Origin of the sequence: Streptomyces iconiensis, assembly GCF_028657195.3 — a bacterium.
GTDB classification, from domain to species: Bacteria; Actinomycetota; Actinomycetes; order Streptomycetales; family Streptomycetaceae; genus Streptomyces; species Streptomyces iconiensis.
In genome coordinates, this window is the sequence record NZ_JANCPR020000015.1 from 90507 (window position 1) to 104008 (window position 13502).

The following is a 13502-nucleotide window of genomic DNA, read 5'->3' on the forward strand; positions in this document are numbered from 1 at the left end:
GGTCACAGCAGGTCCCGCAGGCGGTGCAGGCTGCGTTCTCCCTCGCGGCGTACGCCCAGCGGGACCAGCGCGGCGTGCCCCGGCACGCGTACACCGCCGGTGAAGGCCACCCGGGTGCCGTCACCTTCCGGCGCCGCGGCGAAGCCGAGCAGCAGGAACCGGCTCTGCAGCCAGCACCAGCCGGGCCGCTGCTCCCCGCGCAACCGGGCGCGCATCCCGTACTTGCTGCGGGCCAGCGCCTCGACGCGCACACCGTCGCGCCGTACGACCCGCAGGCCCCGCATGTCGGGTGCGACGCGGCCGAAGTCGCCCTCCAGGTCGCCCAGTAGAGGCCCTACCCGGTCGTACGGCGCCGCCACGAAGCCCTCGGTGACCCACGCGCCCCGGATACCGGCCGTCAGCGCGCGCAGCCGCCGCACCGGGTCCAGCTCGGCGGTGGGCCACCCGCCTGCCGTCTCTCGTCCGCTCATGAGGTCCACGCCTTCCTGAAGGTGTCGCGCGCCCGGTGCAGCCGGGACTTGACGGTGCCGACGCGGATGTCGAGCAGTTCGGCCGCGGCGCGCTCGTCCAGGCCCTCCACGTCGCGCAGGACGAGCACGGCCCGGTGCTCGGGCGACAGGCGGTCCAGTACGTCGTGGATGTCGGCGGCGAGCTGGGGGTCGCCGCGCGAGGGCAGGGCGCTGAGGTCGGCGGGCACCGTACGGGAGGCACGCCGGGCCAGCCGGACCGCCTCGCGCACCGCGATCGCGCGGACCCAGCCGCGCAGTGCGGCCGGGTCCTTGAGGGAACGCAGCGAACGGAACACCGCCACAAGGGCCTCCTGTGCGGCGTCCTGCCCCTGGTCCAGCGCGATGGGCCCGCAGATCCGGCCTACGTAGGGGGCGAGTTCGTCCAGCAGCTCGGCCATGGCGAGCGTGTCGCCGCGCTGCGCCGCGCGCACTCGGCGGGCCGTTCCCCCGTCTTCCTCATCGGACACGTACGGCATCTTCCCAACGGGCGGTGCCGACAGGACCGTCGTAGCGGGTGTGACGGTCGGGGCGGGTGGCACGCGCGACCTTGAGCGCCGCCATGCACAGCACGGCGCACACGGGGGTGTAGAGAGCGAGGTTGAGCCAGTAGAAGGCGGCACCCGTGTCCTGGGTGAAGAGCCAGTGGACGCCGGCCAGCGTCCGCAGGGCCAGCCCGCATGCCACCGCCAGGGTGCCGAGGCGGAGCAGCCGGTGCGGGCGCAGCGGCTGGGCGACGACGACGGCGCTCGCCGTCAGCAGCAGTGCGGCGAGCGGCAGGACGACGGGCGGGGTGAACGGGGCCTCGGCTCCGAGCACCGCGTACGACAGGCTCTTCTCGTCGGCGGCCGGCCAGGTGGAACCTGTCGCCCAGTACAGGTGGAACAGGGCGTCCACGGTGAGCACCGAGGCGAGGAGTACGGCGGCTCGCAGCGCCGTGCGGTCGGGCATGGGGCCTCCTGCGGTAGGTCGGCGCACGCGCGCCGACACCCACCAGAGGAGGCGTCCACGGCATTCGTTCCCCCGGAGTTCCCCGGATGTGCCGGAACCTTCCGGAGCGCGGCGCCGCGTGCCGACGGGCGTCCCGCATGTGGCGGGTCGGGTGAACGGCACCGCCCCGTACGCCGTACACGGGGCGTTCCCCGCGCGCCGTGCGCATCCCCGGCGGCCCGGGGGGAAGACGCTGGGGGTCGCTGTCTCCGTCCGGTTTGCGAGGGGTCACCGTGTCCAGTGCCGGTCCGCGGATCACCGCGTCGAAGGAAACTCCGGAAGAGCCGCCGCTCAAGCGGGCGATCGGGCCCAAGCTGCTGATGCTCTTCGTGATCGGCGACATCCTGGGCACCGGGATCTACGCGACCACGGGGAAGGTCGCGGGCAAGGTGGGCGGCGCGCTGTGGCTGCCGTTCCTCATCGGGTTCGTGGTCGCGATACTGACGGCGGCCTCGTACGTGGAACTGGTCGGCAAGTACCCGAAGGCCGCGGGTGCCGCGCTCTACACCCAGCGCGCGTTCAAGATCCCCTTCTTCACGTTCATCGTCGCCTTCATGGTGATGTGCTCGGGCCTGTCCTCGGCGAGCGCGGCTGCGCGTGCCTTCAGCGGCGACTATCTGAGCGAGCTGACGCACGGGGCCGTCCCGGCGACGCTCGTGGCGATCCTGTTCGTGCTGGCGCTGGCGGCGCTGAACCTGCGCGGCGTCTCGGAGTCCGTGAAGACCAATGTGGTGCTGACCCTGGTCGAGGTGGCCGGACTCGTGATCATCATCGGCATCGGCGTCTACGCGGTGGTCACCGGCGGCGGGGAACCGTCGCGGCTCGGCCAGCTGGAGACGGGCGGCACCGGCTACGCCCTGGTGTCCGGCGTCCTGGGCGCGACGGCGCTCGGCTTCTTCGCGTTCGTCGGCTTCGAGGACTCGGTGAACATGGCCGAGGAGACCGTCGATCCGCAGCGCACCTTCCCGCGCGGCATCTTCGTCGGGGTCGCGGTGACGGGCACGTTCTACGTCCTGGTCGCGCTGGTCTCCTCGCTGCTGGTCGACACCGGCACGCTGGAGGGGTCGAGCGGCCCGCTGCTGGAGGTCGTGAAGGCGGGCGGTGTCCACTTCCCGCACGAACTGTTCGCCGCCATCGCGCTGTTCGCCGTCACCAACTCGGCGCTGATCAACATCATGATGGCCTCCCGCCTGTGCTACGGGATGGCGAACGAGCGCATCCTGCCCCGCGCCATGGCCAGGGTGCTGCCCCGCCGCCGTACGCCCGTGGTCGGCATCGTCTTCGTGACGCTGCTGGCTGTGGGGCTGGTCTCCACCGGCGAGATCGCCGGGCTCGGCGACACCACGTCGTTCCTGCTGCTGTGCGTCTTCGTCGTGGTCAACGTCGCCGTGCTGGTGCTGCGCCGCGATCCGGTGGAGCACCAGCACTTCCGCGTGCCGACGGCGCTGCCGGTACTCGGCGCCCTCACCGCCCTCATCCTCGCGAGCCCGCTGGCCGACCGCCCGGCCGAGGTCTACGTACGCGCGGGCGTGCTCCTGCTGATCGGCGTCGGGCTGTGGGTCGTCACCGCCGGGAGCAGGGCCGTGCTCAAGGCGCGGGGCGAGGAGTGAGCCCCACCGCGCCCGGCCGGGCAACCACGCAGGGGCGGCGGCCAGACACGTACGGAAGCCACGTACAGACAGCCACGTACAGACGGCGGCGGCCAGCCACGTACAGACGGCGGCGCACGGGCGGCCACGTACGGGTGGCGGCGGGCAGTGCGGCCCGCCGCCGGAGGCTCAGTCCGGGGGCGCTTCCGCATCCGAGGCCGGGCCCGCCGGCTCAGCGCTGATGCGGCCGACGAGGCGCTCGTAGCGCTGGCGTGCCGCCTGCGGGGTGCCGAGGCCGAGGCCGAAGGCGATGTCGGGCCAGGTCATGCCGCGTCCGCGCGCCATCTGGAGGAGTCCTGCCTCCAGCTCGTCCATCTCGCCGCGCGCCCTCGGGACGAGGCTGAGCGCTGCGGTGATGTCGGCCTTGTCCACCGGCGGCTCGCCCCTCTGCGGCTTCGCCGTCCCGCTGAGCAGGAACGCGACGAGCCGCACCGCCTCGTGCGGTCCGATCACCGTCGGATGTGCCTGGCGTCTGCGCTGCGCGTCGTTGGCAGCGTGCCGCTCGGCGATACGGAACAGGGAGGCGTGCACGCGATGCTGCCGTGCCTCGTCGGGGCGCTGGGGCGTGAAGGGGTCGGCGGGCTCGGCCCGCTCGGGAGTGGGTGGCATACGGGAAGCATGCGGCATCGCACAGGAAGGCGTCAACGCTGCGTTGTGAACAATCCGTTTGCCCTCCCTCGGCTGCCGTACAGCCACCCGCGCCCCGCGGGCCCGCACCGCAGGGGAGCCACGCGGGCCCGCACCCCGCGGGCCGAAGCGGGCCCCGCAAGCCGTCGTACGGCATTCGGGGGTTACCCGCCGGTCCCGCGTGGCCCCCGTACCCCCGTCGCGCCTCTATCTCACATCTGAGATAAGCTCCTGTCATGACCGACGACTACCTCGCCCGCATCGGCCAGTTGATCCGCGACGCACGCCAGCACAGGGGCTGGACCCAGTCCCAGCTCGCGGAGGCGCTCGGCACAAGTCAGAGTGCCGTCAACAGGATTGAACGCGGGAACCAGAACATCAGCCTTGAGATGATCGCCCGTATCTCCGAAGCGCTCGACAGTGAAATCGTCTCGCTCGGGTACTCAGGCCCGATGCATCTGCGAGTCGTCGGAGGGCGGCGCCTGTCCGGCAGTATCGACGTCAAGACGAGCAAGAACGCGTGCGTGGGGCTGTTGTGCGCCTCGCTTCTCAACTCCGGGCGTACGGTGCTGCGTCGGGTAGCCCGTATCGAGGAGGTCTACCGGATCCTGGAGGTGCTCTCCTCGATCGGGGTGCGCACCCGCTGGATCAACGGCGGTGCCGACCTGGAGATCGTGCCTCCCGCCGAACTGAACCTGGAGGCCATCGACCAGGAAGCGGCGCGGCGCACGCGCAGCATCATCATGTTCCTGGGCCCCCTGCTGCACCGTATGGACCACTTCCGCATCCCGTACGCGGGCGGCTGCGACCTCGGCACGCGCACCGTCGAGCCGCACATGAGCGCGCTGCGGCACTTCGGACTCGAAGTGACGGCGACCGAGGGCATCTACCACGCGGAGGTCGAGGCCGGCGTCGCGCCCAAGCGGCCGATCGTGCTGACCGAGCGCGGGGACACCGTCACGGAGAACGCGCTGCTGGCCGCCGCGCGGCACGACGGTGTCACGGTGATCCGTAATGCCTCGTCCAACTACATGGTCCAGGACCTGTGCTTCTTCCTGGAGTTGCTCGGCGTGCGGGTGGAGGGCATCGGCTCCACGACGCTGACCGTGCACGGCGTCCCGGTCATCGACACGGACGTGGACTACTCGCCCTCCGAGGACCCGGTCGAGGCCATGAGCCTGGTCGCCGCCGCGATCGTCACCGAGTCCGAGCTGACGGTGTGCCGGGTGCCGGTGGAGTTCATGGAGATCGAGCTGGCCGTACTGGAGGAGATGGGACTCGACTTCGACCGCAGCGCCGAGTACCCGGCGGACAACGGGCGCACCCGGCTGACGGACCTGACAGTGCGGCCCTCCAAGCTGGAGGCGCCGATCGACAAGATCCACCCGATGCCGTTCCCCGGCCTGAACATCGACAACGTCCCCTTCTTCGCGGCCATCGCGGCCGTCGCCCAGGGCAAGACGCTCATCCACGACTGGGTCTACGACAACCGCGCGATCTACCTCACGGACCTCAACAGGCTCGGCGGCAGGCTCCAGTTGCTCGACCCCCACCGCGTACTGGTCGAGGGCCCCACCCGCTGGCGTGCCGCCGAAATGATGTGCCCGCCCGCGCTGCGCCCCGCCGTGGTCGTCCTCCTGGCGATGATGGCGGCCGAGGGCACCTCGGTACTGCGCAACGTGTACGTGATCAACCGCGGCTACGAGGACCTGGCGGAACGCCTGAACGAGGTCGGCGCGCAGATCGAGACGTTCCGGGACATCTGACAGCCTTCAGAATCAATGCCGTTACCCCCCTCCCGAGCTGCGTACATGCGAGCGGGAGGGGGGTCGGCTTCACCTGTGGGACTTCTCAGGGACTGTGTGCCAGGACCCGGAGACCGTCGATCTCAACCGAGGTTCAGGGCAGCTTGGTTGCCTGTCAACTTAACTGCAACTAGTCTGGTGGCAGCTAATTGGTGGCGGCGGCAGGAGCAGGGGATGGCGGGGCTCAGCAGCAGGAGCGCGGTCGCGATCCACGCGCTCACGATGCTGGCGCACCGGCGCGGGGGCTCGTTGACGTCCGCGGAGATCGCGGACAGCCTCGAAAGCAATCCGGTCCTCGTGCGGCGCGTCCTCGGCCGCCTGCGGGACGCCGACCTGGTGCGGTCCACCGAGGGCCGCGGGGGCGGCTGGTCCCTTGCCCGCACCCCACGGGACATCACGCTCCATGACGCTTACGCCGCCGTCGAGGAGGGGCAGATCTTCTCGCGGCACACCCATCCACCCAGCACGTCGTGTGAAGTCGGGCGCTCCATCGGCGACCTGCTCGACGCCGAGTTCCAGCGCGCCGAACGAGCCCTGGAGGAACGGCTCGGCAGGACGACCATCGCCGGCCTGCTGCAGCAGATCCTGGCCTCCGGCAACGGGTCGAGGGATCACTGACCCAGCGGTGACGCACGCGGACCCCGCGCCATGACGCACACCCAAACTGTAACCGCCTACGTGGCAGTTTATTTCGGAAGTGGGCGCCCCGGGCCCTTCCGGTATCAGCGGCCACACGATCCGTCCGGGAGCGCCATGGCCCCGGACACGGCCCGAACACCCGCTCAGGACGCACCAGGAGTGAGAGCGATGCCCCAGGAATCCGAAGCACTCGCGAGCACCGAGGCCCGCGGCCGTTCGGTCTTCGACCTCGTGATCAGCCGCGCACATGTCTTCGACGGCCGCCGGTCGCTCGCCGGCCTGTACGACGTCGCCATCGACGGCGGGGAGATCGCTTCCGTCTCGGCCGAGCCGCTCAGGGGCAGACAGGAGGTGGAGGCGGCCGGAGGATGGGTCGTGCCGGGCCTGATCGACACACATATCCACTTCTACGACGTGCGCGCCGTCTCCGGCCCGCAGTCGATGCGGGTCTTCGAGGAGGACGAGCTTCCCGGAAGGCTCGGGCTGTTTCTCGACCACGGGATCACCACCATCAAGTCGGTGGGCGATCCGACGGACGGAATCCTGAACACGCGGGCCGCGATCGCGGCGGGCGTGCTGCGGGGCCCGCGACTGCTGGCGACCGGTTGCGGTATCACCGGACGCGACGGGCATCCCGCCACCACTGTCTTCAGCGGCAACCCCTGGGCGCGCGAGCGCTTCACAGGAGAAGTCGACAACGTGCAGCAGATGCGCGACCTGGTGCACCACCTCGCCGACCGCAAGGTGGACGCGATCAAACTCCTGTCGGAAGGCGCGTGCGCACACTCCGGCGGGCCGGCATACCTCTGGCGGAATCCCGCCTTTCCGGATGGTGTCGAACTGGAACGGCTTCCCCTCGCTCTTCTACGGGCGGGAATCGAGACCGGACACGAGCGGGGCCTCCGGGTCACCGTCCACACCACCCAGCAAGCCGCGGCACGCGAGGCGATCGAGGCCGGGGCGGACGGCCTGGAGCACGGTGTCACCGTCGAGCCCCTCACCGACCACTCGCTCATCGAGCTGATGGTCGAACACGGCACCACCTACACACCCACGCTCTGGATCGACGATGCCCACCCCGACGCCCGTGGCAATCTCAAGAAGGCCGCCGAGGCCGGTGTGCACGTCGTGCTGGGCAGCGACACCTTCAGCGGCCGGGGCCTCTTCGGAGCCAACACCCTCGAAGAGGCCGAACTCATGGCGGCGGCAGGGATGACGCCCACCCAGGTGCTGACCGCGGCCACCAGCGGCGCCGCGCGGCAGTGCGTCCGACCCGACCTCGGCACGGTGGCCCCCGGCAAGCGCGCCGACCTGCTTGTGCTGAACGCTGACCCCACCGCGGACATCGGCAACCTGCGCGACCTCAGCGTGGTGATCCTCAACGGCCGCCTCGTCACCGACACACGCTAGTGCCGCATCAGGCAGCGTTCGCCCTGTCGTGACGTGCCGTCCGGTGGAGGGCGCGTACACCCCGACCCAACAGTTCCTGGCGCGGCCGGCGCCAGGCCGTCACCCCGGAGCAGCCCACCGACGTCGCGGGAACATCACCAGTAGGCGAGCTGCCCGATGCCTCCGTCGACCCGCAGTACGGTGCCTGCGGTGTAGGCGGATTCGTCCGAGGCGAGGTAGACCGCTGCCTTCGCCAGTTCGGTGGCGGTTCCCAGGCGGTGGAGGGGCACGGTCTCGCGGAGTTCCTCGTAGAGGGCGGCCCGGCGCTCGGGGCCGAGGGGCGCGAACGCGTTGGTGATCGTCGGACCGGGACTCAGAGGGCGGTATGAGACCTGATGTTCGGTTTTTCGTTTCGTGTGGGACAGGCGGGCAGGTCGTGGTGATCTCGGTCGACTACGGTCGAGGCTGGGTGAACAAGCCTGGCTCGGTCTCGGCCAGGATCCCGCGGCCGGCCAGCCGCTTGAGCTTGAGGCGGACGTTGTCGATGTTGTTGGGCGCGACCGCCACGTCCATCGCCTCGCACACCTGCCGCGCACGCAGCGGATGATCGGCCTCGGTGAACACCGCCATGACCCGCTGGTAGGTGATCGTGCCGCCCTGCTGGTCGGACACCGACGTCTTTCCCTCGCGAGCCGTCATCGCCAGCTGTGTGATCGCGGCGGCGAGTTCGCGGGCGGAAAGGTCCTGCGCCTTCTTGATGTTGGGCACGATGAGACCTCGCGGCGTCGCGACGGCGGTTCCGAGGTTCACGTCACGATGGATGCGGATGAACGCGCCGTTCGGTTCATCCCCATGCGGCTTTCGCGGCCGGAGTCCGGCGGATCGCGCGCAGGACTGCCAGCGAGACGACGAGCAGCGGAGACACCTTCACACCCTCGAAGGTGCCCGCGGAGCGAAGGCGAGGAGATGGTCCATCGCCTGTGTCACGTCGACCTCGGTCCACACGCTCGCCTGCGGGGCTTCGCGCACCGAGGCCACCGTCGCCGCAGTCGTCGCCTTCCGCACCCGCGGGCGGGGACGAGTTCGACCTGCGAGTCTTGCTGCGCAAAGCGTGCCGTGGCGGCGCTGCTACCCATGTGCGTGTTCCGGCTTGCGCGCCTCCGCTGCGAGGATCCCGAGCAGACCAGGGAAACGTACGTCGATGTCCGACCGGCGCAGCCGGATGCCCTTCCGGTTCCCGTAGTCAATCTCGCAGATCAGTCCGACCTCCCGGAGCGCACGGAAGTGGTGCGTCTGAGTCTGCTTAGAGATCGGCAGATCGAACGAGTTACATGTGCGCTCGCGATCCTCCTCGTCTGCGGCGAGCTCGACCATCACCGCACGACGGTGCTCATCGGAGAGCGCTCGGAGGACGGTGCCGAGCTCCATCTCCGCAGCCGCCGGCCCCGAAAGTGTTTCCTTCACCATTCGCTTCCACCTCTCAGGTCTGATTTGCATCGTACCTTACGTGCATGCTTCCATCAGGTACGACACGCATCGTACCTAGGAGGAATCTTGTCGCCCACTCACGCCATCCCCGAGCGTCCATCGCCATCGCCGTTGCTGCTGCCCGTCGTGCTGCTGGGCATCTTCGTGATGCCGATCAGCATCACTGGCGCCGCGATCGCGCTTCCCGACATCTCGCGGGACCTCGGCAGCGACCCAACCATGCTGCAGGGCGTCGTCAACGGCTTCAACATCGCCCTGACGATCTCCACGCTGCTATGGGGGCAGATCGGCAACCGGATCGGGCTGCGACGGACGTTCGTCATCGGCCTCGCCACGGTCCTGCTCGGAGCGGTCGGAAGCGCCCTCGCCGGAAACTTGATCCTCCTCGACCTCGCACGGATCATCACCGGCGTCGGCGCGGCTGCCATCGCGACCGGCGGTACCTCGATCATCTCCCACGCCTACGACGGCAAGCGACGCGCACATGCCTTCGCTCTCCTGGGCACGATCGTGGGCATCGGCCTGGCGGCCGGCCCCACGCTCAGCGGCCTGCTTGTCACGGCGCTCGGATGGCGTGGTGTCTTCGGCGTGGTCGCCGGGGTCGCCGCGCTCGTGCTGGCGGCTGCAGCGTTCAGAGTCCTGCCGGCACCGTCCGCCATGTCGAAGGGCGATGCGCCCCGCCGAGGCTTCCTCGATCTGTCGCCGCTGCGCAGCCCTCGCTTCCTTGCAGTCGCGCTGGTCCCCGTCGCCGCGTCGTTCGCCTACGTCTCAGTCCTCACCTACGCACCCATCGCGCTGAGCGCCGTCCACGGTCAGGACTCGGCGACCGCGGGGCTGTTCATGCTCCCGCTGACGCTCCCCGTCCTCGTCGGCCCGCTGCTCGCCGGCGCGCTGATCACCCGCGCCCGCGTCTCGCCGCACACGATCATCAACACCGCCATCGTCCTGCTCATCACCGGCGACGTGCTGTTCCTGCTGTTCGACCCGAGCCTGTCCCCGGTGCTGCTCGTTGTCCCGATGATCCTGCTGGGCTTCGGATGGGGGCTCCCCCTCGGGCTCGTCGACGGCGAAGCACTCGCCTCCGTCCCCGCACACAGCAGCGCCGCCGCAGCCGGCGTACTCAACTTCCTCCGGCTCGGCAGTGAAGCGCTCGCCGTCGCCGTCTTCGGCGCTGCCCTCGCCGCGATCATCGGCGCCCAGCTCGGCAACCCAACTCTCGGCGCCGAGGTCGCAGCCGGGGCCACCGGCCATGCAGCCGTCTACGCCACCGTGTTCCGCACGATGATGATCGCCTGCGCCGTCGTCACCACGGTCATCGGCGCCGCCGTCATCCTCCTGCGCCGAGCCGGCGGCACGCCCAGCCCCAACTCCACCGAGGACGAGCTGCCCACTGCGGCGGAGTCGCCCACCGCTTCCATCCCGGTCCTGTGAAAGGAGCCACGATGACGAAGAATCTGGGGTTCCTCTCCTTCGGCCACTACCAGCCCCGCCACCACCTGTCCGCAGCCGACTCGCTGACGCAGGGGATCGAGATCGCCATCGGCGCGGAAGAACTCGGCTTCGACGGCGCCTGGATGCGCGTGCACCACTATCAGCACCAGTTCGCCAGCCCCTGGTCCTTCCTGGGAGCCATGGCCGCGAGAACTCAGCGACTCGAGCTCGGCACTGCCGTGATCGACATGCGTTACGAGAACCCACTCATCATGGCCGAGCTCTCCGCCGCAGCCGATCTCATCAGCGGCGGACGTCTCCAGCTCGGCATCAGCCGAGGATCACAGGAACCCGCACTGCGCGGATGGGAGAGCTTCGGCTTCCATCCGTCCGCCGACAGCAACGCCGCAGACATGGCACGCGAGCACACCGACCGCTTCCGCGCCGCCATCGCCGGGACCCCGATGGCGATCAGCGACCCCGCCGAGGCCGGCGTGCAGGTGCCGTTGCCGATCCAACCGCAGTCAGAGACCCTTCCGCAGCGCATCTGGTGGGGATCGGCCACGCGACAGAGCGCACAGTGGGCCGGCGAACAGGGTATGCACCTGCTCAGTAGCACCTTGCTCTCTGAGGACACGGGTGTTCCGTTCTCCGAGCTCCAGGCCGAACAGGTCAGGGTCTTCCGCGCCGCCTGGGATCGCGCGGGCCATCGAGGTACGCCCCGCGTCGCCGTCGTGCGCAGCATCCTGCCGATCGTCTCCGACCGTGACCGATCCTTGTTCGGCCCCGCGGCGCTCCAAGCACAAGAAAACGTCGGCGTCCTTGGAGGTGCCCTCTCCCGTTTCGGGAAGAGCTTCATCGGAGAGCCGGAGGCCATCATCAGGGAGATTCAGCAAGATCACGCAGTGAAGGAGGCGGACACCCTGCTTGTCACGATCCCCAACACGCTCGGCGTGCAGGAGAACCTGCGCATCCTCGGCAATATCGCAGAGCACCTCGCGCCAACTATTCACTCCCTGAGAGCGGGTTGACTCAAGGGAGCTGTGCAAGCCAACGGAGGGGGCGGTGACCCGAATCTGTTCCCGGCGGGGAGCTGACCCTCGGCGCGGTGCTGGTACGGCTGGAGGAGCGCGAACACGAGATCACCGCGCAGGTCGAGACGACGCGGGAACAGATCACGCAGCTGACCGCCCAGCTCGACGAACTCGGCCGGGCCGCCGAAGAAGTCCGGATCACCCGCAAGACACTGCTGGCACTGCCCGACCAGCAACCGCCCGCGCCGCCGGCACCGAAACTGCCCCTGCGCAGCAAGGTCATCCGTGCGACGCGGAAGCCCAGTTGGGCGGACAGCCGGGCGCCTGCTCGGCCAGCGAGCGCGAGCCCGACGCGCTCCAGGACGTGGCCGAGGCGCGTGGTGAAGCGTGCGTACGGAACGGTCAACTGCGCGAAAGGTTCGGCGAACGTGCGGCGCGGGCAGGTGCCCGCGCCGCAGATGAAGCGCCGGACCGTCAGACGGAGCACGACTCTCTGCCCAGCGAGTGGCAGATCCTTCAGTCTGCGCTGGTAGGAGCCGTGCACGCGGTTGGAGAACCAGCCGCAGTCCGGACATGCCGCACCGGATGCCCGGCCTCTGGCCGTGACGTCAACCGTGCCGAAGACGGCGGTCACCGATTCGACGTCCACGTCGTCGATGCCGTCGATGCCGTCGATGCCGTCGAACACGAGCGAGTCCCAGAACGTTGTGTCGGCCTGCATGACCAGCACAATCACCGGTCACCGGCGCCTCTTGACGGGCCGGAGGCGGAGCTGACGGAGCGTCATTCCCGGCCGCAAGGCAGGGCGGTGTACGCGGGCTCACTCAGAGATGACCTCTCGCAACGGAACACCGCAGTGACGCTCCGCGACCGCTCCCCAAGATCGGTGCCAGAACCCAGTTTTGGCAGCGCCAAAGCTCCGCCCGGTCCGCTCGCCTGGTGCGATGATCATCCTCGTGTCTTCGCTGCCGCTATGGAGTGAGAGGACGAGAAGACGTGGATGTGTATGAAGCCGTGGACAGTCGCAGGGCGGTGCGGGTGTTCAGTGATGAGCCGATACCCAGAGAGGCACTCGAACGAGTGCTGGCTGCAGCGACGCGGGCTCCGTCGAGCGGAAACCTCCAGCCGTGGCATGTGTATGTCGTGGGCGGCGAGCAGTTGGCCGAGCTGAAGAGACGCGCGACGGCCAGGGCACTGGCGGGCGACCCGGGTGATGAGCGGGAGTATCCGATGTACCCGGCCGGCCTGACCTCGCCGTATCTGGACCGTTTTTCCGCCGCGGCTGCCCAGCGGTACAAAGCGCTGGGCATCGAGCGCGACGACCCCGACAGGCCCATGAAGATCGCCGCCTTGAACTCGGAGGCGTTCGGGGCGCCGGTCGTGCTGTTCTGCTACCTCGACCGGACGATGGGGCCCGGGCAGTGGGCGGACGCGGGGATGTATGTGCAGACGGTCATGCTGTTGCTGAGGGCGGAAGGGTTGCACAGCTGCCCCCAGGTGATGTGGACGATGTATCGCAAGACCGTCAGCCAGATGGTCGGAGCCGATGACGGGCTCGTACTGTTCTGCGGTGTCTCCGTGGGATTCGAGAAGGAAGGCGTGCCACGGCTGCGCACCGGGCGGGCGGACATGGCAGAAACAGTGAGCTTCCTCGGAGTGTGACGCCCTGACCTGTGGTCCTCGCAACAGTCGGGTTGTCAGTCCGTGCCGCTGCGCTCATCGCGGGCCCGGGTCTGGGCGAGGCGGAAGGCGAGCCGGCGAGGATGACCGAGGACTGCTGCGAGAAGAGCGGCAGCAGGTCCCTGACGAGGAAGAACGGGGACTTGAGATTGGTCGCGAGGAGCCTGTCGAACGCCTCCTCGGTCCATGCCTCGATCGGGAGGTGGCCGACGCCTTCCCCCGGGGCGAGCTGCGGGTGAGGACCGAGCCGTCGCTGCCGTACCG

Annotated in this window: 15 protein-coding genes; 7 read left to right on the top strand and 8 right to left on the bottom strand. The window is 69.4% G+C overall.

Annotation, left to right across the window (positions count from 1 at the left end; translation table 11 throughout):
• Positions 1-2: 2 nt before the first annotated feature.
• From NMN56_RS17060 to NMN56_RS17070, 3 genes are read right to left on the bottom strand one after another with little or no spacing between them, the layout of a single operon-like run.
• A complete protein-coding gene (locus tag NMN56_RS17060) occupies positions 3-470 on the bottom strand; it encodes a hypothetical protein (protein WP_274045352.1) in 468 nt (155 codons plus the stop codon).
• Positions 467-976, bottom strand: coding sequence for an RNA polymerase sigma factor (locus NMN56_RS17065; RefSeq protein WP_274045351.1), 510 nt, complete (start codon positions 974-976; stop codon positions 467-469). Before NMN56_RS17065 ends, NMN56_RS17060 begins: the two co-directional genes overlap by 4 nt.
• Positions 966-1457, bottom strand: a complete 492-nt coding sequence (locus NMN56_RS17070) for a DUF3995 domain-containing protein (protein ID WP_274045350.1) — start codon at positions 1455-1457, stop codon at positions 966-968. The genes NMN56_RS17065 and NMN56_RS17070 overlap by 11 nt, the downstream gene beginning before the upstream one ends.
• 359 nt (positions 1458-1816) lie before the next feature.
• Between NMN56_RS17070 and NMN56_RS17075 the strand changes: the two genes are divergently transcribed.
• Positions 1817-3106, top strand: coding sequence for an APC family permease (locus NMN56_RS17075; protein ID WP_274045462.1), 1290 nt, complete (start codon positions 1817-1819; stop codon positions 3104-3106).
• 168 nt (positions 3107-3274) lie between these two features.
• On the opposite strand, the gene NMN56_RS17080 is transcribed toward NMN56_RS17075, so the two are convergent.
• Positions 3275-3754: a DNA-binding protein gene (locus NMN56_RS17080; RefSeq protein WP_274045349.1), complete on the bottom strand. Its 480-nt coding sequence runs from the start codon at positions 3752-3754 to the stop codon at positions 3275-3277.
• A gap of 254 nt (positions 3755-4008) precedes the next feature.
• Here NMN56_RS17080 and NMN56_RS17085 point away from each other — a divergent pair, with 254 nt between their 5' ends.
• The 3 genes from NMN56_RS17085 to NMN56_RS17095 all read left to right on the top strand — a co-directional run bounded on the left by NMN56_RS17085 (position 4009) and on the right by NMN56_RS17095 (position 7626).
• Positions 4009-5538, top strand: a complete 1530-nt coding sequence (locus NMN56_RS17085; RefSeq protein WP_274045348.1) for a helix-turn-helix domain-containing protein — start codon at positions 4009-4011, stop codon at positions 5536-5538.
• A gap of 213 nt (positions 5539-5751) precedes the next feature.
• Positions 5752-6195: an Rrf2 family transcriptional regulator gene (locus tag NMN56_RS17090; protein WP_280842852.1), complete on the top strand. Its 444-nt coding sequence runs from the start codon at positions 5752-5754 to the stop codon at positions 6193-6195.
• A gap of 189 nt (positions 6196-6384) precedes the next feature.
• Positions 6385-7626, top strand: coding sequence for an amidohydrolase family protein (locus tag NMN56_RS17095; protein ID WP_274045345.1), 1242 nt, complete (start codon positions 6385-6387; stop codon positions 7624-7626).
• 134 nt (positions 7627-7760) lie between these two features.
• Here NMN56_RS17095 and NMN56_RS17100 read toward each other — a convergent pair whose 3' ends face one another.
• From NMN56_RS17100 to NMN56_RS17110, 3 genes are all read right to left on the bottom strand, one after another.
• Complete coding sequence (locus NMN56_RS17100) at positions 7761-8030, bottom strand: SDR family oxidoreductase (protein ID WP_283742491.1); 270 nt, start codon at positions 8028-8030, stop codon at positions 7761-7763.
• 28 nt (positions 8031-8058) lie between these two features.
• On the bottom strand, positions 8059-8433 hold the full coding sequence (locus tag NMN56_RS17105; RefSeq protein WP_347178604.1) for a 2-oxo acid dehydrogenase subunit E2: 375 nt from the start codon (positions 8431-8433) through the stop codon (positions 8059-8061).
• A gap of 300 nt (positions 8434-8733) precedes the next feature.
• The gene (locus NMN56_RS17110) at positions 8734-9072 is read right to left on the bottom strand and encodes an ArsR/SmtB family transcription factor (RefSeq protein WP_274045344.1); all 339 of its coding nucleotides are present in this window, start codon (positions 9070-9072) and stop codon (positions 8734-8736) included.
• An 87-nt stretch (positions 9073-9159) separates the two neighbouring features.
• On the opposite strand from NMN56_RS17110, the gene NMN56_RS17115 reads away from it, so the two are divergent.
• Complete coding sequence (locus NMN56_RS17115) at positions 9160-10524, top strand: MFS transporter (RefSeq protein ID WP_274045343.1); 1365 nt, start codon at positions 9160-9162, stop codon at positions 10522-10524.
• 11 nt (positions 10525-10535) lie between these two features.
• Positions 10536-11555, top strand: a complete 1020-nt coding sequence (locus tag NMN56_RS17120; protein WP_274045341.1) for an LLM class flavin-dependent oxidoreductase — start codon at positions 10536-10538, stop codon at positions 11553-11555.
• A 1-nt stretch (position 11556) separates the two neighbouring features.
• On the opposite strand, the gene NMN56_RS17125 is transcribed toward NMN56_RS17120, so the two are convergent.
• Positions 11557-12279 carry a transposase family protein gene (locus tag NMN56_RS17125; protein WP_280842851.1) on the bottom strand — a complete coding sequence of 241 codons (723 nt, stop codon included), beginning with the start codon at positions 12277-12279 and terminating at the stop codon, positions 11557-11559.
• Positions 12280-12554: 275 nt separating this feature from the next.
• Here NMN56_RS17125 and NMN56_RS17130 point away from each other — a divergent pair, with 275 nt between their 5' ends.
• Positions 12555-13220 (top strand): nitroreductase, encoded by a 666-nt coding sequence (locus tag NMN56_RS17130; RefSeq protein ID WP_274045339.1) that lies wholly within the window; start codon positions 12555-12557, stop codon positions 13218-13220.
• Positions 13221-13502: the final 282 nt, after the last annotated feature.

What these genes read in the sequence shown, in the direction of transcription:
- NMN56_RS17060 (WP_274045352.1), bottom strand. Translation starts at nt 470, where the DNA reads ATGAGCGGACGAGAGACGGCAGGCGGGTGGCCCACCGCCGAGCTGGAC.
- NMN56_RS17070 (WP_274045350.1), bottom strand. Translation starts at nt 1,457, where the DNA reads ATGCCCGACCGCACGGCGCTGCGAGCCGCCGTACTCCTCGCCTCGGTG.
- NMN56_RS17075 (WP_274045462.1), top strand. Translation starts at nt 1,817, where the DNA reads ATGCTCTTCGTGATCGGCGACATCCTGGGCACCGGGATCTACGCGACC.
- NMN56_RS17080 (WP_274045349.1), bottom strand. Translation starts at nt 3,754, where the DNA reads ATGCCACCCACTCCCGAGCGGGCCGAGCCCGCCGACCCCTTCACGCCC.
- NMN56_RS17085 (WP_274045348.1), top strand. Translation starts at nt 4,009, where the DNA reads ATGACCGACGACTACCTCGCCCGCATCGGCCAGTTGATCCGCGACGCA.
- NMN56_RS17090 (WP_280842852.1), top strand. Translation starts at nt 5,752, where the DNA reads ATGGCGGGGCTCAGCAGCAGGAGCGCGGTCGCGATCCACGCGCTCACG.
- NMN56_RS17095 (WP_274045345.1), top strand. Translation starts at nt 6,385, where the DNA reads ATGCCCCAGGAATCCGAAGCACTCGCGAGCACCGAGGCCCGCGGCCGT.
- NMN56_RS17110 (WP_274045344.1), bottom strand. Translation starts at nt 9,072, where the DNA reads ATGGTGAAGGAAACACTTTCGGGGCCGGCGGCTGCGGAGATGGAGCTC.
- NMN56_RS17120 (WP_274045341.1), top strand. Translation starts at nt 10,536, where the DNA reads ATGACGAAGAATCTGGGGTTCCTCTCCTTCGGCCACTACCAGCCCCGC.
- NMN56_RS17125 (WP_280842851.1), bottom strand. Translation starts at nt 12,279, where the DNA reads ATGCAGGCCGACACAACGTTCTGGGACTCGCTCGTGTTCGACGGCATC.